The organism is Antribacter sp. NEAU-D49 (assembly GCF_057158775.1).
Genome location: NZ_JBXTSN010000004.1, coordinates 189539 through 209026, shown reverse-complemented (window position 1 = coordinate 209026; position 19488 = coordinate 189539). Strand labels below are relative to the sequence as shown.

The window sequence follows — 19488 nt, the reverse complement described above, 5'->3', positions numbered from 1 at the left end:
CACCGAGCTACCGATCACGCGGGCCGATCACGCGGGCGGATCACGCCGCCCGGCCGCTGGGCTCAGCCCTCGTCGCCCTCGTCGCCGCCGAAGAAGTCGCCCACCTCGTCGAACACCTCGCCGAGGACCATGCCGCCGACGATGCCCGCGGCCAGACCGCCCGCCATGCCGAGCCCGGCCCCATGCCCGCCGTGCCCGCCGTGCCCCTTGCCGGCATAGCCCTGCTGGCCGTAGCCCTGCTGGCCGTAGCCCTGGCCGCCACGGCCGCCGAAGAGCGAGCGCCGCTCGGCGAGCTGCGCCACCCAGCCCTCCACCTCGGCGCCCCAGTCGCGCACCTCGTCGAGGCCCACGGTGAAGCGCAGCACCGTGTCCTGCCCGCTGCTGAGGAACCCGCCGCGCTTGTCGGCCTCCAGGATCACGTCCATGCCGTGCGCTCCCGCGACGAAGGTCAGCTCGACCTCGTTGATGCGGCCTGCGTACTGGCCGGACGGGACCAGCTCGATCTCCTGGAAGAACGGCAGCTGCTGCGCGACCCCGTGGAGCCGGCCGTACTCCAGGTCGGCCGAGCGGAGGCCGAAGCCAAGCCGCCAGAACGCGTCCAGGATCGCCTCCTGGACCGGCAGCGGGGCCACGCGGAGCGGGTCCACGTCACCCTTGTCGACCGCCTGCGCGAGCGCCAGCTCCGTACGCACGCCGAGCCCGATGCCGATCGGGCGGCCCTGCAGCTCGGTGACCGGGGTCTCCGGGTGCAGCGGGATCGAGAAGGGCAGCGACCGCTCCTCCCCGGCACCCAGCCGGAACCCGCCCGCGACGGTGAACCGCCCGAACGTCACGGTCCCGCGGCTCTCGCCGTCGCCGTGCTCGGCCTCGACCCGTGCCTCCAGCTCGAGCGTCACGTGCTGGACCTCGGAATCTGACGACCCGCCCTTCAGCCGCACCTCACCGTTGACCGTCCCGCCGGGCCGCACCGCACCCGGCTCGAGCACGGTGTCCACCAGGGGTCCGCCCACGCCGAGCGCACCCAGCAGCTTCTTGAATCCCATCGACGCTCCCACTCCCATGGTTGTGCTGACATGCTCCGGCTTCCGAACGTGCCGAATGCGCAGATCGTTCCCACGGGGGTCACGGGGATGCTGCCGCGTCCCGGCACCAGGACCTCAGCGCGGCTCCAGCACCACGACGGGGGTCTCGCGCGAGCGGAGCGCGGCGTACCTGTCGATCCCGTCCCCCCAACCCTGGTAGCCCGCGAACCCCGCCCAGAGCCGCTCCCGCTCCTCTCCCTCGGCGGCCCGTCCGCGCACGATGCGGGGGCCGTCGACGGTGTCCACGGCGGCGTCAGGGGTGGCCGCCAGGTTGAGCCACCAGGCGGGCGGCGGGTCGCCCCAGCCGTTCATCGCGAGGGTGACGAACCGGTCGCCGTCGGCCCAGTAGCAGAGCAGGACCGCACGCTCCTCGCCCGACCGGCGGCCCGTCGTGCGCAGCCGGAGGATGCCGGCCTTGCCGGGCCGGGCCGCCGTGCCGGGCCGCGGCCGGGCGAGGGGGTGCCGCCCGCCCGTGAGGCGGTACTGGGCACGCTGAAAGCGCCAGGCAGCGCGTACGAACAAGCGGGGCGGCAGCCAGGGCCTGCCCTCCGTGGCGGGGGTGGGGCTCTGGTCCATGAGTTCTCCCTCGGCAGGGGTGCGACGCCGGATGTCTACACCGTAGACCTACAGCGTAGACAGGCGGGCACGGCGACCGCAAGGGTAGGGTTTCGTGGGTGTCCAGCCAGCCCGCCCCAGCCCTCCGAGGGCGTGGCCTGAGCCGCGAGCGCATCGTCGCGGCGGCGATCGGGGTGGCCGACGCCGAGGGGCTCGACGCGGTGAGCATGCGCCGCCTCGGCCAGGAGCTGAGCGTGGACCCCATGTCGCTCTACCGGCACGTCGGCAAGAAGGACGAGCTGCTCGACGCGATGACCGACGCCGTCGTGGCCGGGATCGAGCCCGTGACCGACGCCGACGGCTGGCAGGCCTCCGCCCGCGCCACCATGCTCGCCGCCCGCGCCACCATGCTGCGGCACCCGTGGACCGCCGCGGTGCGCAAGGCGAGCACCACTCCCACCCCCGCGGAGCTGCGCTACCTGGACACCCTCCTGGGCATCCTGCGCGACGGCGGGTTCAGCGTCACCCTGACGCACCACGCGATCCATGTCCTGGGCAGCCGCATCCTGGGGTTCAGCCAGGACCTCTACGACGACAGCGGCGACGCGTCGGCCGAGGCGTCCGAGGCGCAGGCCCGCGCCTGGGCAGCCTCCCACCCGCGGCTCGCGGAGCTGGCCGCCGCCGTGACGCACGACGGCGCCCTGGGCGGGTGCGACGACGACGCCGAGTTCCGCTTCGCGCTCGACCTCGTGCTCGAGGGCCTGGAACGCCGGCGCGCCGCGGAGCAGGCGACGAGAGCGTAGAAACCGTCCCTGCGCCCCGGAGACTGGGCCCGGCTCTGCGCCGGCCGGGTCACCGTCCGCCCCGTCTGAGACGCCCCCGCCGCTCAGGCCGCCGGGGCCACCGGCTGGCGGAGGATCGTCCGCAGCCGGGCGGGCTCGGTCCTGCGTGCGTCGGAGAGGTAGATCTCGTGGTGGCGCCCGCGGGGCACCAGTCCGTGGGCGGGCAGGTGCTCGTCGTGGAGCCGCGCGAGGGTGGGTGCCTCGTCGTCGTACGACCCCACGTGCAGGATCTGCACGCACCGCCCCTCCGCGAACGACTCCAGGCGGACCAGGTCGAGCCCCGGCAGCCGCTTCTTCTCCCGGGCCACGGCGAGCGCCTCGTCGACGACCTCCTCGCCGATCCACGCGGGCTGGACGATCATCATCGTCCAGTCCCAGGAGTCCTTGTCGCGCGTGCGGAAGGCCGCGAGGTCGTCCGCCGACCACAGGCCTTCGAGCGGTCCCACGGTGTGCACCCTGCCGAGCTGCGCCTTCGCCACCGCACGGACCGCGTAGGAGGCCGTGTAGAGCGCCTCGACGGCCTGGGCGTACGACGCGGCCGTGTTGGGGTCGCCGTGCCCGTCGACCATGAGGTAGCCCAGCTCCGGCACGTCGACGTGAGCGAAGTCGCGTGACCCCGCGTAGAGATCCTTGCGGTCCTTCTTGATGTCGTACGTGGTCATGGTGTCCTCCTCGGCGCTCAGCCTAGGCACCGCCCGGCGGACGCGGGGGTCGGCCGATCGGCTGCACCACGTTCCACCCATCGGCCGCCCGAGGGGTCGATCCGCGACGGGGCAGCGCCGCACCACCATAGCCGGGTAGCCGACGCAGACCCGGAGGAGCCCGACCATGACGACCACCCGAACCCCACCGGACCGCCCAGGCGTGGCCGGCCCGCCGCGCGGGCGCCTGGAGCACGTGGACAACCTGAGGATCCTGCTGACGGTGCTGGTGATCCTGCACCACGCCGCCTGCGTCTACGCCCCTCTCCCCCTGTGGCCGTACAACGAGCCGGATGGTGGCCCCACCGCGTTCCTGCTCATGATCTTCGTGACGCTGAACCAGATGTGGTTCATGAGCGCGTTCTTCCTCGTCTCGGGCCTGTTCGTGCCCGGTTCGTACGAACGTAAGGGCGGCCGGCGGTTCGTCGTCGACCGGCTGTGGCGGCTCGGGGTGCCGCTGCTGGTGTTCCTGCTGGTGCTGCGCCCTCTCGTGACCTTCCCGGCCTACCCGGCGGCGCGTGACCTCGCGGCGCAGGCGGGCGACGGCGACCTCCCGTACTGGCTCTTCTACGTCCTGAGCTGGGACGCGTCCTACCTGTGGTTCGTGGAGGTGCTGCTCGTCCTGTCGCTGGGGTACGCGGTGTGGCGCCGGGTCCGGGGCGGGGCCCAGGCCACGACGGCCACCCCGGCCGGGGCGCCGGCTCCAACGACCCCCGCGCGAGCCGCCCGGTCCCCTCGCCTCCGCACCGTCGTGGCGTTCGGCGCCGGGCTGACCGTGCTCACCTACCTGTGGCGCATCATCGTGCCGAGCCTCAGCTACTGGCCGGTCGTCGGCCTGCCGACACCCGACCACCTGCCCCTGTACGTCGCGTTCTTCGCGGTCGGCACGCTCGCGCTGCGCCGCGGCTGGCTCGAGGCCCTGACGCCCCGGGCCGGCTGGACCGGCCTGGCGGCGACCGTGCTGGGGATCCTCGCGCAGCTCCCGCTCGCCGCCGCACCGCTCGACACCACGGCGGGCAACGGCACCTGGCAGTCGCTGGTCGTCGCGGCCGGGACGGTGGCGGTCGCCGTCGGCCTGACGACGGCGCTCGGTGCGCTGTTCCGCGCACGTCTCGACCGGCAGGGCCCGCGCCTGCGGTTCCTCGCCGACCACTCGTTCGCCGTGTACGTGGTGCACGGCGTCGTGGTGACGCTCACGGGCGTCGCGCTCGCGCCGGTGGAGGCGCCCGCGCTCGCCACGTTCGCACTGCTGGCCGCGGTCGCCGTCCCGGTCTCGTGGGCGCTGGCCTGGGCGATCCGTAGGATCCCCGGCGCCCGCAGGGTGTTCTGACCGGACCGACCGACCGGTATGCTCCGGCTCGACGACGACGAAGCCGATGGAGGCTCGATGGCAACGACGACCGACGGCGGCCGCGCCGTTCCGGACACCGGCGCGCTGGTGCGCGACACCGACACCGGTCCCGTACGAGGTCTCACCGAGGACGGCACCTTCCAGTGGCGCGGCATCCCCTACGCCGCGCCCCCGGTGGGCGACCTCCGGCTGCGGGCGCCGCAGCCGCCGGAGCCGTGGGCCGGCGTGCGGGACGCCACGCGGTACGGCGCCGCCTCGCCCCAGTCGCCGGGCGACGCACTGACCGGCGTCCCCGCCACCTGGCGGCAGGACGAGGACTGCCTCACCCTGAACGTCGTCGCGCCCGCGGAGCCCGCCGAGCAGCCCCGCCCGGTCGTGGTGTACCTGCACGGCGGGGCGTTCCTCGTCGGCTCCGGGGGTTCGTACCTCTACCGCGGCGAGGGCCTGGTGCGGGCCACGGACGTGGTCTACGTGTCCGTGAACTACCGGCTGGGCGCCCTCGGCTGGCTGGACCTCAGCGCGTACGGCACCGCCGAGCGCCCCGTCGACACCAACCTCGGCCTGCGTGACCAGGTCGCGGCGCTGCGGTGGGTGCAGCGCAACATCGCGGCCTTCGGCGGGGATGCCGCCGAGGTGACCGTGATGGGAGAGTCGGCCGGGGCGTCGTCGGTCCTCGCGCTCCTCGCGTCGCCGCTGGCGAGCGGCCTGTTCCGGCGGGCGATCGTGCAGAGCGGGTTCTCGGACGCCCGGCCGCGGGAGGAGGCCGCGCGGGTGGCGGAGCGCTTCGTGGAGGAGCTGGGAGGCCGGGCCGCCCTCCTCGACGCCGGGCCGACGGCGTTCGTGGCCGCCATGGAGCGGATGATCTCCGCGGGCCACGGCAGCCTGCCCGTGGGGCCCACGCTGGACGACGACGCCCTCCCCGCCGATCCCCTGACCGCGCTGCGCGACGGCGCCGCGGCGGAGATCCCGCTGCTCATCGGCACCAACCGGGAAGAGGGCCGCTTCTTCCAGAAGCAGACGAGCATCTTCCCCACGTCGGCCGACAGTCTCGACCGGCTCCTCGGCACGGGCCCCGCGGCCGACGCCGTCCGTACCGCCTACCGCGGCTACCGGCGCCGTCGCGGAGTGGCGGCGCGGCTGGGCGGCGACGCCGTCTTCTGGGCGTCGTCCGTGGCCCTGGCCGCAGCGCACTCGGCACACGCCCCCACCTGGATGTACCGGTTCGACTTCGCCCCTGCCGCCCTCCGCCTGGCCGGGCTCGGCGCCACGCACGGCATGGAGCTCCCGTACGTGTTCGGCCGGGTGGACACGCCGGGCATGCGGAGGACGCTCAGCCTCGGCGGGGCGCGGGCAGCCGCGGGCCTGGAGGCCCGCATGCAGTCGGTCTGGGGCACCTTCGCGCGCCACGGCACCGCGGGATGGGAGCTGTACGACGTCGGACGCCGCCTCACCCGGGTGTTCGACGCCACCGACCGCACTGTCGAGGACCCGGACGCGGCGCGACGGCTGGCGTGGGAGGCGTTCGCAGCCCGGGAGTGACTTACATACATGCGTGTATGTATGCTTCTGGTGCCGACAACCAGGAGGACGCTCATGTCCACGTACGCCGCCCAGCCCGTCCGACAGATCGAGCCCACCGACCCCGTCGCTGTCGCCGCCGCGCCCTACAGCTACGCCGACACGTTCGAGCTGCGGCTGCCCGGGCCCGACCTCCACGCACCGGAGGCCTGGGTCCGGGCGGGGCTGGCCGCGACTCCCCCGTGGGTGACCCGGCTCCTCGGGTTCCTGGGGATGGGCAAGGGACCGCAGGACGATCCCGGCGCGGTGGGACCGTTCCGGATCGTCCACTCCGGGCCGGAGGTGATGCACCTCGAGGCATCCCTGCCCCTCATGCGCGTGACCATGGTGGGCCGCAACCCCGAGCCCACGCGCCGGACCTTGACGACCGTGCTGCACTACCGCCGGCCCCTGCTCTGCAGGATCGTCTGGGCCGCCGTCGGGCCGGCCCACCGACGGACGGTCGCGGGGCTCCTGACGAGCGAGGTCGCGTGACCCCCGAGGCCCCGCGCCCCACCCAGGCCGGCCGCCGCGAGGCGACCCGGGCCGCCCTGCTCGAGTCCACCGCCCGGCACCTGGCCCGGTACGGTTACGGCAACCTCGTGCTGGAGCAGGTGGCCAAGGACGCCGGGTACACACGAGGCGCCCTCTACCACCAGTTCAAGGACAAGGAGGAGCTGGTCCTCGCCACCTGGTCGTGGGTGATCGACACCATGTGGGAGGAGGTCGCCCGCCCGGTCGACGCCGAGCCGGACCCGGTCGCCGCCCTCCTGCTCCTCGCCCGCGGCCACGCGGTGTTCTGCCGCCGTGACATCGCCCGCCTGGCCACAGCGCTCCGGGTCGAGCTCTCCGGCCAGGAGGAGCACCCGGTGGGACGGGAGGTCGAGCGGTCCTACGAGATCCTCGTGGGCCTCTGCGCCCGGCTGATCGAGGCCGGCCGCGCCACCGGCGGCATCCCGGACGGCCCGCCGGTCCGGACGCTCGCGCTCGCCGTGGTCGGGGCGCTCGACGGCGTCGTCGTGGCCGTCGCGGGACACGCCCCGCACGACGAGCTGCTGGCGGCCCGCGCGGTCGCCGGGGTGCTCGGGATCCGCGTCCCGTGAGACGCCGTCCCCGGGCCACCGGCAGCGTGGCACGCTGTCCGGCGTGCCTCTGACGATCCGCGCCGCGCAGCCTGCGGACGCCCCTGACCTGCACCGTTTCGTCCTCGCGCTCGCCCAGGACGAGGAGTTCCCCGGCAAGGTCACCGCCCGGCCGGAGGACCTCGCGGCCGCCCTGACCGGACCCGAGCCCGCCGCGCGCGCCCTCGTGGCCGAGCACGACGGCGAGCCCGTCGGCTGCGCCATCTACGTGTTCGGCTACAGCACGATCACCGGCTGCCGCACGTTGCACCTCGACGACCTCTACGTGGTGCCTGAGCAGCGGGACCGCGGGGTGGGCCGGCGGCTGCTCACGGAGCTCGCCCGGCGCGCGGTCGACGCCGGCTGCTCCCGCTTCGAGTGGTGGGTGCTGCGCACCAACGAGCGGGCTCTCCGCCTCTACCGGCGGCTGGGCGCCCGGACGCTCGACGAGATCCACGTGGTGCGGCTCGACGGCACGCCGCTCGCCGCACTGGCCTCGGCCGCGGACGGCCCGGCAGACCTGTAGCCCCGGGTCAGCCGAAGGGATGACCCCGGATCACCAGGAAGGTGGTTGTGACCGCCTCCTGGCACCCGGCAGCATGGCCTCATGACCAGCGCCGACGCGAGCACCCTCCGACTCCGTCCCCCTTGCCACGAGGTCGACCCGCGCGCCGTCGGGTTGTGGGCCCTCCAGCTCGTGCTGCTCGCCGGCATCCCTGCCCTGATCCTGGGCGTCCTCGGCCTGCTCATCCAGCCGGCCCGCTTCTGGCTGCTGCTCCCCGCCGTCGTGATCGCCGTGGTGGGCGGGGTCTCCGCCGTGCTGTTCCCCCGTCACTGGTTCCGGCACCACCGGTGGGAGGTGACCGACCACGCCGTCTACACCCGCACCGGGTGGCTCTTCCAGGAGTGGCGGATCGCCCCGCTCTCGCGGATCCAGACGGTCGACACGGTGCGCGGCCCGCTGGAGCAGCGGTACGGCCTGGCGACGCTGACCGTCACCACGGCGTCCGCCAAGGGCGCCGTCAAGATCGAGGGTCTCGCAGCCGAGACGGCAGCCGACCTCGCCGAGGCGCTGACGCTCGCCACCGAGGCCACGCCCGAGGACGCGACGTGAGCGGGCTCGGGCGGGCACCGGAGGAGGCTGTGGCCCCTGGCGGCACGACCGGGCCCGCCCTGGCGTGGGATGGTCTCGACCGCCGCGCCGCCCTCGCCGGCGCGATCTACGCGGGGGGCTTCGCCGTCGGGGCCGGGTTCGTCACCGGCTACTGGGTGGTGGTCGAGGGCTCTGTCGCCACCGCCCTGACTTGGATCGTCCCGGCGATCCTCCTCGTGACGGCGAGCGGCTCGGTGTTCGGGGAGTGGATGCGACGGGTCACCGCGTACCGCGTGGGCCCTGAGATGTTCGAGGTCCGGACAGGCGTCGTCTTCCGCAAGCGTCTCGCCCTGCGGCGGGAGCGGATCCGCTCGGTGGACCTCACCGCCGGCCCCGTGCTGCGCGTGCTCGGCACGGTCACCGTGCGCATCGGCACGGGCGAGCACGCGGGCAAGGAGGGGACGGTCACCCTCTGGCCGCTGCGCCGGGAGACGGCGCAGGCGCTGCGTGCCACGCTGCTCGCGCACGCCGCGGGCGAGGAGGCCCGGGTCTCCGAGGGCACGCTCGCGACGCTCGACCGGCGCTGGATCAGGTACGCGCCGCTGTCGGTGCTCACGCCCGTCCTGGGCGGCGGCGCCTTCGGCGGCGTGCTGCAGGTGGCTGAGTGGTTCGGACAGCAGGAGCGCGTCATCGAGACGGTCGGGTCCTGGTTCGGGCCGGCGCCCGTGCTGGCGATCGTCGCCGTGCTCACCGCCGCGCTGTTCGTCGTCGGCGCCGTCGCCGCGCTCGGCCTGTGGGTCGAGATGTGGTGGAACCACACGCTGGAGCGCGAGGCGGACGGCACGCTGCGGGTACGCCGCGGCCTGCTGACCGCCCGGTCGATCTCGCTGCAGGAGTCCCGCCTGCGGGGCGTGGAGCTCGTGGAGCCCCTCGGGGCGCGGCTCGCGGGCGCGGCCCGGGTCGACGCCGTCGCGACGGGCCTCGCCACCGGTGAGGAGGACAAGACCGACAGCCGCACGCTCCTGCCCGCCGCGCCACGCGACGTGGCCGACCGTGTGGCCGCCGACGTGCTGCGTGAGATCGAGGCTCCGCCCACGGCCGCACCGCTGACGCCGCACCCCCGTGCTGCTCGGCGCCGCCGGCTGGGCTGGGCCGTCGGCGCCGTCGTCGCGCTGGAGGCTGTGCTCGTCCTCCTCGGCCTGCTGCTCACCCCCGTGCTGCTGCACGTGGCGTGGGCGAGCGCCCTGGTCCTGCTGCCGGTGGCGGTCCTGCTCGCCCTCGACGCGTACCGGGCTCTCGGCCACGCGATCTCCGGCGAGTACCTCGTGGCCCGCAGCGGCACCGTCCGCCGCGCCACCGTGGCCCTCCAGCGGCGGGGGATCGTCGGCTGGACGGTCCGGCAGTCGGTGCTGCAGCGCCGCGCCGGGCTGGTGACGGTTCTCGCCACGACCGCCGCGGGGTCCGGCGAGTACGCGGTCCACGACGCTGCCGTGCACGACGGCCTGGAGCTCGCCGACACCGCCGTACCCGGCCTCCTCCGGCCGTTCCTGGAGGAGGCCGGTCGCACCCCGGCGTGACCCGTTCTCAGGACGCCGCGGCGATCGGCCGGGCGCGCAGGAACGCGGCTACGGCGAGGGCACCCGCGACGCAGATCGCGCCGTTGACCCAGATGGCCGCGGTCACGCCGTCGAGGACGGCCTGCGCATGCGGCACGGTGCTCGCCAGGACGACGGCGGTGACGACAGCGCTCATGACCGGGGTACCCATCGTGATCCCGACCTGCTGGCTCATCGTCGTCAGGCCGGTCGCGAGGCCCTGGTCCGAGGCCGGCACGCCTGACGTGGCGGTCACCATGAAACCGACGATCACGACGAGGTTCGCCACGCCGCCCACGAACGTCGCGACCAGGACGAGCCAGATCGAGCCCGGGGCGCCGGTGATGAGCACCAGCGACAGCGTGGCGGCAGCCTGGACCAGGAAGCCCCCGACGATGGCGGTCTTGTTCCCGAACCGGCCGATCACCCCGGGTCCCAGGAGGCCGCCGAGCACGGTGCCGACACCGAGGACCGCGAAGGTCAGCCCGGCCGCCAGCGGCGAGTAACCGAGCACCTCCTGCAGGTAGAGCGTGAGGAGGAAGACCAGCGACGTCTCGGTGACGAACGCGAGCGTCCCGGCGACGTTCCCCCACGCGACGTTCGACCGGGCAAGGATCCCGAGCGGCACGAGGGGGAACTCCGCCTGCCGTTCGACGAGCACGAAGGCGGCGAGCAGGACGACAGCCGCGGCGAACGCCACGAGGGTCACCAGGTCGGTCCAGGATGTCTCCGCCGCATGCGTCAGCCCGTAGACGAGGGAGAGCAGGCCCAGCGTGACGAGGACGGCGCCGGGCACGTCGAGGCGGGTGCGGTGCTCCGACCGGCTGTCCTCGAGCACCATCGGCGCCACGACCAGCACCGTGATCGCGATCGGGACGTTGATGAAGAACGCCCAGCGCCAGGACAGCAGGTCGGTGAGGAGCCCGCCGAGGATCGCACCGGTCGTGAAGCCGGCTGCCATCAGCGAGCCGTTCAGACCGAGTGCCTTGTCGCGGGCGCGCCCCTCGGGGAAGGCCCCGATGAGGAGGGCGAGCGCCGCAGGCACCACGATCGCGGTCGCGAAGCCCTGCGCCACCCGCGCGATCAGGAGCAGGGCCGGCGTGGTGGCGAGCCCGCCGACGACCGAGCCGGCACCCAGCAGGACCATGCCGATGAGGAGCATGCGACGGCGGCCGGCGAGGTCCGCGACGCGCCCCATGAGGAGCGTGAACCCGGCGGAGCAGAGCGCGAAGGCGGTGGCGATCCACTGGAGGTTCTCGATGCCGAGCCCGACGTCGGCGCCGATGCTCGGCAGGGCGACGTTGAGGATCGAGAAGTCGACGGCGAGCGTGAAGCTCGCGGTGAGCAGGACGACGAGCGCGACGCGCTGCCTGGGGGTCATGGCGGTGCCGAGGGGCGGTCCGGCTGTGCCGGCGCTGCCGGGGACTGCCTGGTCTGTGGTCATGCGCCCACCATCCGGTGGACCCTTCGTCACAGCCACACCCTCGTCGTCCTGTCACTGACGGGGACAGGCACGCCCGGCCCGCCGCACGGAGAATGGGCGGCATGAGCAGACCGAACGAGCTCGGCGACTTCCTCCGCGTACGCCGGGCCGCGCTCCGGCCCGAGGACGTGGGACTGCGGGGCTACGGCGCCCGGAGGGTGCCCGGCCTGCGCCGCGAGGAGCTCGCGATGCTCGCCGGGGTGAGCGCGACGTACTACTCGCGGCTCGAGCAAGGGCTGAGCACCAACGCCTCGGACGCGGTCATCACGTCCCTCGCCCGGGCGCTGGACCTGACGCCGGACGAGCGGGCACACCTCTTCGACCTGGCCCGGCCCGGCCGGGCACCGCGCCGGAAGCCGACGAGAGCAGACCGGGCGCGGCCGGGGACGCTCCGCCTGATCGCCTCGCTGGTGGGAACCCCGGCGATCGTCCTCGGGCGGCGCAGCGAGGTGCTCGGCTGGAACGCGCTCGGCCACCGGCTCGTCGCCGGGCACGTCGACGTCGACAGCCCCGGGCGGCCCGGCGACCGCCCGAACCTCACCCGGATCCTCTTCCTCGACGAGCACACGCGCGAGCTGTACGCACGATGGGACGAGGAGGCTGCCCGTGCCGTGGCCTCGCTCCGGGTCCTCGCAGGCCGCAACCCGGACGACGCGGAGCTCGCCACCCTGGTCGGAGAGCTGACCCTGAAGAGCCCCGAGTTCAGCGCGCTGTGGGCCAGGCACCCGGTCGAGAACTGCGTCTCGGGGGTCAAGCACTTCCGGCACCCGGAGGTGGGCGAGCTCGAGCTCGGGTTCGAGGTGCTCGCTCCCCCGGACGACTCCGGGCACCGGGTGCTCCTGTATACCGCCGACCCCGGACCCGCGGCCGAGGCGCTCGCGCTGCTCGGCCGCACCGAGGGGCCGCACACGACAGAGGGCCACTCCGTCGTCCCCGTACGGGATCTCGGAATGGCCCTCTGACCTGCTTATTCGGTGGAGCTGAGGGGACTCGAACCCCTGACCCCCTGCATGCCATGCAGGTGCGCTACCAGCTGCGCCACAGCCCCGCGCTCGGCTGCTGCCAAGCGGGCTCGGTCAGTCTAGACGGTCAGGTGCCCGGGGACCAAAGCGAGCAGCTGGCGGGTGCGGTGCTCAGTCGTAGACCGTCCACGGGTCTCGACGCACGCGCTCATCGACAGCGTCGGCGTCCTCGCCGATGACGACCCGCCAGTCGCCGCGCTCCACCGCGTCGACGACCTGCTGCGCCGCGGCGGCACTCGACACCGGCTGGTACTCGGCGAAAGCGGAGCCGAGCGCACGTCGCCAGGTCCGCGGAGGAGACGGCATGCCGGTGCGGACGTGCCCGGGCAGGACCAGGACGGCCGAGAGCTGCGGTGCGTTCTTCTGGAAGTCGACGACCAACGACTCGGTGAAGCCCCGGACGGCGAACTTCGCGGACGAGTAGGCCGTGTGGGGTGCGCCCACGCCGAGACTCGCCCACAGCGCGTTGACGGAGCAGATATTGAGACCTTGCCCTGGTCCGCGCCCAGCAGCAGCGGCAGGAACGCGCGCGTGCAGTGGTACGTGCCGAACCAGGACACCGCGAAGGTGCGTTCCCACTCCTCCCTCGGAGACGTCACGAAGGAGGACCCGCCGACGACGCCGGCATTGTTGAACAACAGGTGGAGGGGCGCGCCACTGCCGACCTCTGCAACCTCGTCGGCAAAACCGCGCACGGCGTCCTCGTCGACGACGTCGAGCACCTGCCCGAGGACCTCGGCCTCGGGGGCGATCGAACGAGCTCGTCGGATGGTGGCCTGGAGCCTGGCGCCATCGACATCGCACGTGGCGACATGGACGCCCCGTCGCACGAGCTCGAAGACCAGCTCACGACCGAGCCCGGAACCCCCTCCGGTGACGACCGCTCGCCGGTTCCGGAGATCGGGGAACGGAGTCACACCACGATCTTGTCACGTCTGCCGGAAGACGACACACCCCGCAGCGGTGAACCGCTGCGGGGTGTGAATGATGAACCTCGGGTGGAGCTGAGGGGACTCGAACCCCTGACCCCCTGCATGCCATGCAGGTGCGCTACCAGCTGCGCCACAGCCCCGACGCCCGGCTCTTGCCGGGCGGGCTCGGTAAGTCTACGCAGACCGGCGCCGGGTGACCAAATCGGAAACCGGGCCGGCCTGTGTGGACCTGATCACCTGGCCGAGGGTTCCAGATTCCAGTCCGGACCGGCCTGCCACTGGTCCAGCGGATAGCCGGCGCCCACGTTGTGGGCCACCAGGCGCCACGCCGGCACGCCCTGCGGGCCCGAGCGGTGCAGATGGGACCAGTGCACGTTGTGGAGCCCGTGCAGACCGCGCCACTCCCCCGGGTCGAGCCCGAGCAGACGCGTCACCGCCAGTGTGATGGCCGCCCCGTGGGAGACCACCACCAGCGTGTCGTCGGGCTCCAGCGCGTCGGCGTGCCGGCTGACCGCGGCCGCCATGCGCTCCGCCACCGCGGCCTTCGACTCTGCACCGGCGCGCGCCGGCTCGGCACCGCTGCGCCAGGCGGCGTGCTCCTCGGGCCACTGCTCGGCGATCTCGCCGTCCGTGAGGCCTTCCCACGCGCCGAAGCTGCGCTCGCGCAGCTCACGGTCGGTGGAGACGGGGACCCCGATGGTCTCGGCGTAGGCGTTGGCGGTGTCGACCGCACGGACGAGGTCGCTGGACACCACGACCGACGCCTTGTGGGACGCGGCGAGCGCCGCGGCCCCCTGAGCGGCCTGCCAGCGGCCGACGTCGTCGAGCGGGATGTCGATCTGGCCCTGCAGCCGCAGGCCCGCGTTGTAGGCGGTGCGGCCGTGCCGGAGAAGGACGACGGTGCCTGCCGTCACTGACGCGGCTCCGAGGAGAGGTGGATGGCGCCGTCGTCGGCGAAGTCTGCGTACTCGCTGTACTCGTTGCGGACCTCGTCGCTGCCGCGCGCGTCCTCGGGGAGCTCGACTGCCGGGCAGTCCTTCCAGAGGCGCTCGAGCGCGTAGTAGACCCGGTCCTCGGCGTGCTGCACGTGCACCACGATGTCACCGAAGTCGAGGAGGACCCAGCGGCCCTCGGACTTGCCCTCGCGGCGGATCGCCTTGACGCCCGCCTTGATCATCGCTTCCTCGACGGCGTCCACGATGGCGGAAACCTGACGCTCGTTGGTTCCCGAGGCGATGAGGAAGATGTCCGTGAGCACCAGCTGCTCGCTCACGTCCAGCGCGATGATCTCCTGCGCCTTGCGGTCGGACGCGGCGCGTGCCGCGACGATCGCCAGCTCGACCGAACGCTCTGTGGCCGTCATGCGGTACTCCCTGCTCGTTGATCGATCAGCAGACCCACCAGGCCTGCTGCCTCGCCGCTCTCGAACCCGGAGTCCGGGCCGGCCAGCACGAGGTTCCAGATCAGCAGACCCAGGACGAACGCGACAACCACGAGGATGATGTAGTGCAGCCAGGTGTACGAGGGGCCCGGGTCCTCCTCGACGTCGTCCCACTCGTCGGGCTGCTGGCCCGACCGGACGGACTGGGGCCGGCCCGACCCGACGAGAACCTCGAAGCCGTTGTCCGGTCCGGGTCCCCCCGGGCCCATGGGGCCGGGGCCACCAGGCGCGCCGCCCCGCGAGGGGAAGGGCGAGCCGCCGCCCGGAGGCATGGCCCCCGGCGGCACGGACGCGGGCGCTGCCGCCTGCGTCGCGGCGGACTCCCAGGGCAGGCCCGCCCCGGCGCCGGGCGCCGCGGGCGCCTGCGGTCCGGCCGAGTCCCACGGGAGGCCGGCCCCGGCGGGAGCACCGGGCGCTCCCGGGCCGCCAGGACGCTGACCGCCCTGCGCGGGCGGAGCGCCGAAGGGCGAGGGAGGGGCTGCCGGACCGGGAGCGGCGCCGAAGGCGGCGGGCCGCTCGGGCGCTGACGGCCGAGCGGGGGCGGGCGCCTGGGCCTGCCAGCTCTGGGAGTCGCCGGCGCCGGGGAACGGCGCGGCGGGGGCTGAGCCGAAGCGGCCGGGCGGCGCCTGCTGGGGGGCGGGTGCCGCGGGGCCGGGGCCTGCCGGACGACCGAACGGGCTGGGGGCTCCGCCGGGACCGCCCTGGTGCTGGCCTCCGGGCGCGCCGGGCGCGCCAGGACCTGGCCTGCCCTGAGCGGGTGCACCCTGCGGCGGGTACCCGGCGGGCTGTCCACCGTAGGCGGACGGACGCGCGGGACCCTGCCCACCCGGGGCGGGCGGGGGTGCGGCTCCAGGGTCGCCGACCTGCCGCACGGGCGTCAGACGGCCGGTGGCGTCGACGCCACGCACCCCGCCCGAGGCCTGCGGCGGGCGCACCACGGGCGCCTGCTGCTGGTACCCCTGCTCGGGGCCCGGCGGCCGGGCTCCGGGCGGACCGGCAGGCGGCTGCCCGCCCGGCGGATACCCGCCTGCGGGCGCGGCCTGAGCGGCCTCGCGTTCGCGAAGCTCGCGCCGCGTCAGTGGACGACCATTGTTGTCACTCATCGTGAAGACCTCGATACAGTCCGTGCTTGGCGATGTACTGGACCACGCCGTCGGGCACCAGGTACCACACCGGCTGACCCGCTCTCGCCCGACGACGGCAGTCGGTCGAGGAGATGGCGAGCGCCGGGACCTCGAGCGTCGTCACTCGGCCCGCGGGCAGACCGTCCACGCTCAGACGGTGCCCCGGCCGGGTGACCGCGACGAAGTGTGCCATGTCCCACAGCTTGTCGGCATCCTTCCACGTGAGGATCTGCTCGATCGCATCAGCCCCGGAGATGAAGTACAGGTCGGCGCCGGGGCGCTGTTCGCGCAGGTCACGCAGCGTGTCTACCGTGTAGGTGAGCCCTGGCCGGTCGATGTCGACCCGGCTCACGGTGAAGCGGGGGTTCGACGCCGTGGCGACCACCGACATGAGGTACCGGTGCTCGGCGGGCGTGACGGTCTGGTGCTGCTTGAAGCCCGGGCGCCCGGTGGGGACGAAGACGACCTCGTCGAGACCGAGATGTGCGGCGGCCTCGCTGGCCGCCACGAGGTGGCCGTGGTGGATGGGGTCGAAGGTGCCGCCCATCACGCCGATGCGTGGCCGCTGGCTCGTCGTCACTGGTCGCGTCGGTTCCCCGTCACCTGGCCCGTCAGATCAGTGCCGGTTGCCGACGTTGCGGAACGCGTACGTGACGATCAGCGCCGCGATCAGCGACCCGAAGGCGATGAGGCCCAGGGCGATCGGGTTGATCGGCTCGTTCACGTGCTCGGTGGCGGCCTGGGCGGCAAGGACTGCGGTGTGCAGCACGGGTTTTCCTCCAAGTGGTACGTGCTCGGGTGGCCCTTAGTCTCTCACGTCACCATCGCGGCCGGGGCGCACCGGGCGACACGCCGACACGGGCCGGACAGGTGGTCAGGGGCGTACGTGGCCGTCGCCCTGGACCACCCACTTCGTCGTGGTGAGCTCGGCGAGGCCCATGGGGCCGCGGGCGTGCAGCTTCTGGGTGGAGATGCCGATCTCCGCGCCGAGGCCGAGCTCGCCCCCGTCCGTGAACCGGGTCGAGGCGTTCACCATGATGGCCGCGGAGTCGAGCTCGGCCACGAAGCGCTCTGACGCGGCGAGGTCGCGGGTCACGATCGCCTCCGTGTGGCCCGACGTCCAGGCGCGGATGTGCTCGATCGCCACGTCGAGGTCGTCGACGACGCGGACCGCCAGCTCCAGGGCGAGGTACTCGGTGGCCCAGTCGTGGTCCGTGGCCGGCTCGACGTGGACGCCGGACGGCGCGAGCGCCCGCGTCGCGTCGTCACCGTGCAGCACCACCCCGGCACCCGCGAGCGCCGTCAGCGCGCCCGGCAGGAACCCGGGCGCCGCGTCGGCGTGGACCAGCAGCGTCTCGGCGGCGTTGCAGACGCCGACGCGCTGCGTCTTGGCGTTCATCAGGATCTCGAGCGCCATGGCGGGGTCGGCCGTGGCGTCGACGTACACGTGGACGTTGCCCACGCCCGTCTCGATGACCGGGACCCGGGACTCCTGCACGACCGTCTGGATGAGGTCGGCACCGCCGCGCGGGACCAGCACGTCCACGAGCCCGCGTGCCTGCATCAGGGCGACGCCGCCCGCGCGGCCGTACGCGTCGACCGACTGCACCAGGTCGGCAGGCAGCCCCTGCGCCGCGAGCGCCCCGCGCAGCACGTCCACGATCACCGCGTTCGACGATGCCGCTGCGGAACCGCCGCGGAGGACCACCGCGTTGCCACTCTTGAGGGTGAGGCCCACGGCGTCCACGGTCACGTTGGGCCGTGCCTCGTAGATCATGCCGACCACGCCCATGGGCACGCGCAGCTGGCGCAGGCGCAGGCCGTTGGGCAGCGTCTGGCCGCGCACCACCTCGCCCACCGGGTCGGGCAGGCCGGCGACCTCCCGCAGGGCGTCGGCGATGGTGCCGATGCGCGCGGGCGTGAGCGCGAGCCGGTCGAGCAGGCCGTCGGTCATCCCGGAGGCGCGCCCGCGAGCGAGGTCCTCGGCGTTCGCGTCCACGATCCTGCTCGCCTGGGTCACGAGCGCGTCGGCGAGCGCGCGCAGCGCCGCGTCCTTGGTACTCCGGTTGGCGGTCGCGAGCGCCCGCGACGCGGTCTTGGCGCGCCGTGCCACGTCCTGGACCCCGGCCGTCACCTCGTCGGTCACCGCGGTGCCCGACGGCGCCGGCCCGGCCGCGTCTCCCGGGGTGACCCCAGGAGCGGCGACGGGGCGCGCGGACGAGGCTTCGGCGTCGGGCAGCAGGCTGGTCATGGAACGAGCCTACGACGCCCGGCCTGCGGCGACCGGGGGCTATCCACAGGCCGGGCGAGCCCGCTGGGCGCGGCGCCTACCGGGCGGAGCGCGGCCTCTCGAGGACCAGGTCGTCGCGGTGGACCACCTCGCGGTCGTACCCCTCGCCGAGCTCCTCGCGCAGCGCGTAGGTGGAGCGACCCAGCAGGGCGGGGATCTCGCCCGCCCCGAACGCGACCAGCCCTCGGGCGACGACGCGCCCGTCCGGCGCGACCAGCTCGACGGGGTCGCCCGCCTCGAAGTCACCGTCGACCCCGGTGATCCCCGCCGGGAGCAGCGAGGCGCGGCCGCCCAGGACGGCGCGGACGGCGCCGTCGTCCAGGTGGAGGCGGCCGTGGGTCAGCGCGGCGTGCGCGATCCAGAGGCGGCGGGCCGACGAACGCTTGCCCGTGGTGGCGAAGAAGGTGCCCACGTCCTCGCCGGCCAGCGCGCCCTCGGCGTTCCCCGCGCGGGTGAGGACCACGGGGATCCCCGCCCCGGTCGCGATGCGCACGGACTCCAGCTTGGTGACCATGCCGCCGGTGCCCACGGAGCTCCCGCGCGCGGTGACCTCGACGCCCGCGACGTCGTCGAGCGAGCCCACGTAGGGGATGCGCTGGGCGCCGGGCCGGGACGGCGGGCCGTCGTGCAGGCCGTCCACGTCGGTGAGCAGGACCATCGCGTCGGCCCGGACGAGGTGCGACACCAGGGCGGCGAGCCGGTCGTTGTCGCCGAATCGGAGCTCGTCGGTGGTGACGGCGTCGTTCTCGTTGATCACCGGCACCACGCCGAGCGCGATCAGACGCTCCAGGGCGCGCTGCGCGTTGCGGTAGCGCAGGCGGCGCACCGTGTCCTCGGCCGTGAGCAGGATCTGGCCCACCGGCAGCCCGTGGGCGGCGAACGCCTCGGTGTAACGGGCGACGAGCTGCCCCTGCCCCACCGAGGCGGCCGCCTGCATCGTCGCGACGTCACGCGGCCGGACCGGGAGGCCCAGCGGGCCCAGGCCTGCCGCCACCGCCCCGGAGGTCACCAGGACCACCTGGCCACCAGCGGCTCGGCGCGCGGCCAGCACGTCCACGAGGGAGCGCAGCGCCGTCAGGTCCAGGTGCCCGTCGGGGCCCGTGAGGGACGAGGAACCGATCTTGACCACCACGCGCTGGGCTGTGGAGACCGCTGACCGGGAGACGATGGCGTTCACGGGCCCATCATCGCCGGTAGGGCGCCGAGGCCGCCGCTCCATATCGCCTCCTGGTCGGTTGTGGGTATGGCTGTGGCGTGAACTCCGCGGGGACTTCACGCCACAGCCATACCCACAACCGA

General features: G+C 73.9%; 21 protein-coding genes, 2 tRNA genes and 1 pseudogene. 9 read left to right on the top strand and 15 right to left on the bottom strand.

Translation table 11 applies throughout. From position 1 onward, the window contains the following. Nucleotides 1-62: 62 nt before the first annotated feature. The gene (locus AC060K_RS05800; protein ID WP_483763764.1) at nucleotides 63-1043 is read right to left on the bottom strand and encodes a sporulation protein; all 981 of its coding nucleotides are present in this window, start codon (nucleotides 1041-1043) and stop codon (nucleotides 63-65) included. A 114-nt stretch (nucleotides 1044-1157) separates the two neighbouring features. Then, nucleotides 1158-1658, bottom strand: coding sequence for a nitroreductase/quinone reductase family protein (locus AC060K_RS05795; protein WP_483763763.1), 501 nt, complete (start codon nucleotides 1656-1658; stop codon nucleotides 1158-1160). 98 nt (nucleotides 1659-1756) lie between these two features. On the opposite strand from AC060K_RS05795, the gene AC060K_RS05790 reads away from it, so the two are divergent. Further along, nucleotides 1757-2440 (top strand): TetR/AcrR family transcriptional regulator, encoded by a 684-nt coding sequence (locus AC060K_RS05790; RefSeq protein ID WP_483763762.1) that lies wholly within the window; start codon nucleotides 1757-1759, stop codon nucleotides 2438-2440. Between the two features lie 83 nt (nucleotides 2441-2523). On the opposite strand, the gene AC060K_RS05785 is transcribed toward AC060K_RS05790, so the two are convergent. Then, a complete protein-coding gene (locus AC060K_RS05785) occupies nucleotides 2524-3141 on the bottom strand; it encodes a GyrI-like domain-containing protein (RefSeq protein WP_483763761.1) in 618 nt (205 codons plus the stop codon). A 166-nt stretch (nucleotides 3142-3307) separates the two neighbouring features. Here AC060K_RS05785 and AC060K_RS05780 point away from each other — a divergent pair, with 166 nt between their 5' ends. The 7 genes from AC060K_RS05780 (at nucleotide 3308) to AC060K_RS05750 (ending at nucleotide 9879) form a co-directional block, all read left to right on the top strand. After that, nucleotides 3308-4510, top strand: coding sequence for an acyltransferase family protein (locus AC060K_RS05780; protein ID WP_483763760.1), 1203 nt, complete (start codon nucleotides 3308-3310; stop codon nucleotides 4508-4510). Nucleotides 4511-4567: 57 nt separating this feature from the next. Beyond that, the gene (locus tag AC060K_RS05775; RefSeq protein ID WP_483763759.1) at nucleotides 4568-6070 is read left to right on the top strand and encodes a carboxylesterase/lipase family protein; all 1503 of its coding nucleotides are present in this window, start codon (nucleotides 4568-4570) and stop codon (nucleotides 6068-6070) included. A gap of 54 nt (nucleotides 6071-6124) precedes the next feature. After that, nucleotides 6125-6583: a DUF2867 domain-containing protein gene (locus AC060K_RS05770; RefSeq protein ID WP_483763758.1), complete on the top strand. Its 459-nt coding sequence runs from the start codon at nucleotides 6125-6127 to the stop codon at nucleotides 6581-6583. After that, on the top strand, nucleotides 6580-7191 hold the full coding sequence (locus AC060K_RS05765; protein WP_483763757.1) for a TetR/AcrR family transcriptional regulator: 612 nt from the start codon (nucleotides 6580-6582) through the stop codon (nucleotides 7189-7191). Before AC060K_RS05770 ends, AC060K_RS05765 begins: the two co-directional genes overlap by 4 nt. Nucleotides 7192-7234: 43 nt before the next feature. After that, the gene (locus AC060K_RS05760) at nucleotides 7235-7735 is read left to right on the top strand and encodes an N-acetyltransferase family protein (RefSeq protein WP_483763756.1); all 501 of its coding nucleotides are present in this window, start codon (nucleotides 7235-7237) and stop codon (nucleotides 7733-7735) included. An 81-nt stretch (nucleotides 7736-7816) separates the two neighbouring features. Next, nucleotides 7817-8323, top strand: coding sequence for a PH domain-containing protein (locus AC060K_RS05755; RefSeq protein WP_483763755.1), 507 nt, complete (start codon nucleotides 7817-7819; stop codon nucleotides 8321-8323). Then, complete coding sequence (locus tag AC060K_RS05750) at nucleotides 8320-9879, top strand: PH domain-containing protein (protein ID WP_483763754.1); 1560 nt, start codon at nucleotides 8320-8322, stop codon at nucleotides 9877-9879. The genes AC060K_RS05755 and AC060K_RS05750 overlap by 4 nt, the downstream gene beginning before the upstream one ends. Nucleotides 9880-9886: 7 nt before the next feature. Here the strand turns inward: AC060K_RS05750 and AC060K_RS05745 are convergent, their stop codons facing one another. Then, nucleotides 9887-11278 carry an MFS transporter gene (locus tag AC060K_RS05745; RefSeq protein WP_483764041.1) on the bottom strand — a complete coding sequence of 464 codons (1392 nt, stop codon included), beginning with the start codon at nucleotides 11276-11278 and terminating at the stop codon, nucleotides 9887-9889. 164 nt (nucleotides 11279-11442) lie between these two features. On the opposite strand from AC060K_RS05745, the gene AC060K_RS05740 reads away from it, so the two are divergent. Next, entirely contained in the window at nucleotides 11443-12342 is a 900-nt protein-coding gene (locus AC060K_RS05740; protein WP_483763753.1) for a helix-turn-helix domain-containing protein, read from the top strand. Between the two features lie 13 nt (nucleotides 12343-12355). Here AC060K_RS05740 and AC060K_RS05735 read toward each other — a convergent pair. From AC060K_RS05735 to proB, 11 genes and pseudogenes are all read right to left on the bottom strand, one after another. Continuing rightward, nucleotides 12356-12428: transfer RNA gene (locus AC060K_RS05735), tRNA-Ala, on the bottom strand. Nucleotides 12429-12513: 85 nt separating this feature from the next. Further along, nucleotides 12514-12846: a Rossmann-fold NAD(P)-binding domain-containing protein gene (locus tag AC060K_RS05730; protein ID WP_483764049.1), complete on the bottom strand. Its 333-nt coding sequence runs from the start codon at nucleotides 12844-12846 to the stop codon at nucleotides 12514-12516. Between the two features lie 56 nt (nucleotides 12847-12902). Next, a pseudogene (locus AC060K_RS05725) lies at nucleotides 12903-13319 on the bottom strand (SDR family NAD(P)-dependent oxidoreductase); the annotation flags it as partial. Between the two features lie 82 nt (nucleotides 13320-13401). Then, a tRNA-Ala gene (locus AC060K_RS05720) sits at nucleotides 13402-13474 on the bottom strand. 93 nt (nucleotides 13475-13567) lie between these two features. Continuing rightward, nucleotides 13568-14248, bottom strand: coding sequence for a histidine phosphatase family protein (locus AC060K_RS05715; RefSeq protein WP_483763752.1), 681 nt, complete (start codon nucleotides 14246-14248; stop codon nucleotides 13568-13570). Further along, the gene (rsfS, locus tag AC060K_RS05710) at nucleotides 14245-14697 is read right to left on the bottom strand and encodes a ribosome silencing factor (RefSeq protein ID WP_483763751.1); all 453 of its coding nucleotides are present in this window, start codon (nucleotides 14695-14697) and stop codon (nucleotides 14245-14247) included. The genes AC060K_RS05715 and rsfS overlap by 4 nt, the downstream gene beginning before the upstream one ends. Then, nucleotides 14694-15878, bottom strand: a complete 1185-nt coding sequence (locus AC060K_RS05705) for a hypothetical protein (protein ID WP_483763750.1) — start codon at nucleotides 15876-15878, stop codon at nucleotides 14694-14696. The genes rsfS and AC060K_RS05705 overlap by 4 nt, the downstream gene beginning before the upstream one ends. Further along, complete coding sequence (gene nadD / locus AC060K_RS05700; RefSeq protein ID WP_483763749.1) at nucleotides 15871-16479, bottom strand: nicotinate-nucleotide adenylyltransferase; 609 nt, start codon at nucleotides 16477-16479, stop codon at nucleotides 15871-15873. Before nadD ends, AC060K_RS05705 begins: the two co-directional genes overlap by 8 nt. 36 nt (nucleotides 16480-16515) lie before the next feature. Then, a complete protein-coding gene (locus tag AC060K_RS05695) occupies nucleotides 16516-16668 on the bottom strand; it encodes a hypothetical protein (protein ID WP_483763748.1) in 153 nt (50 codons plus the stop codon). 105 nt (nucleotides 16669-16773) lie between these two features. Next, nucleotides 16774-18150: a glutamate-5-semialdehyde dehydrogenase gene (locus AC060K_RS05690; RefSeq protein ID WP_483763747.1), complete on the bottom strand. Its 1377-nt coding sequence runs from the start codon at nucleotides 18148-18150 to the stop codon at nucleotides 16774-16776. A 76-nt stretch (nucleotides 18151-18226) separates the two neighbouring features. Next, nucleotides 18227-19408 carry a glutamate 5-kinase gene (gene proB / locus AC060K_RS05685; RefSeq protein WP_483763746.1) on the bottom strand — a complete coding sequence of 394 codons (1182 nt, stop codon included), beginning with the start codon at nucleotides 19406-19408 and terminating at the stop codon, nucleotides 18227-18229. Nucleotides 19409-19488 lie beyond the last annotated feature (80 nt).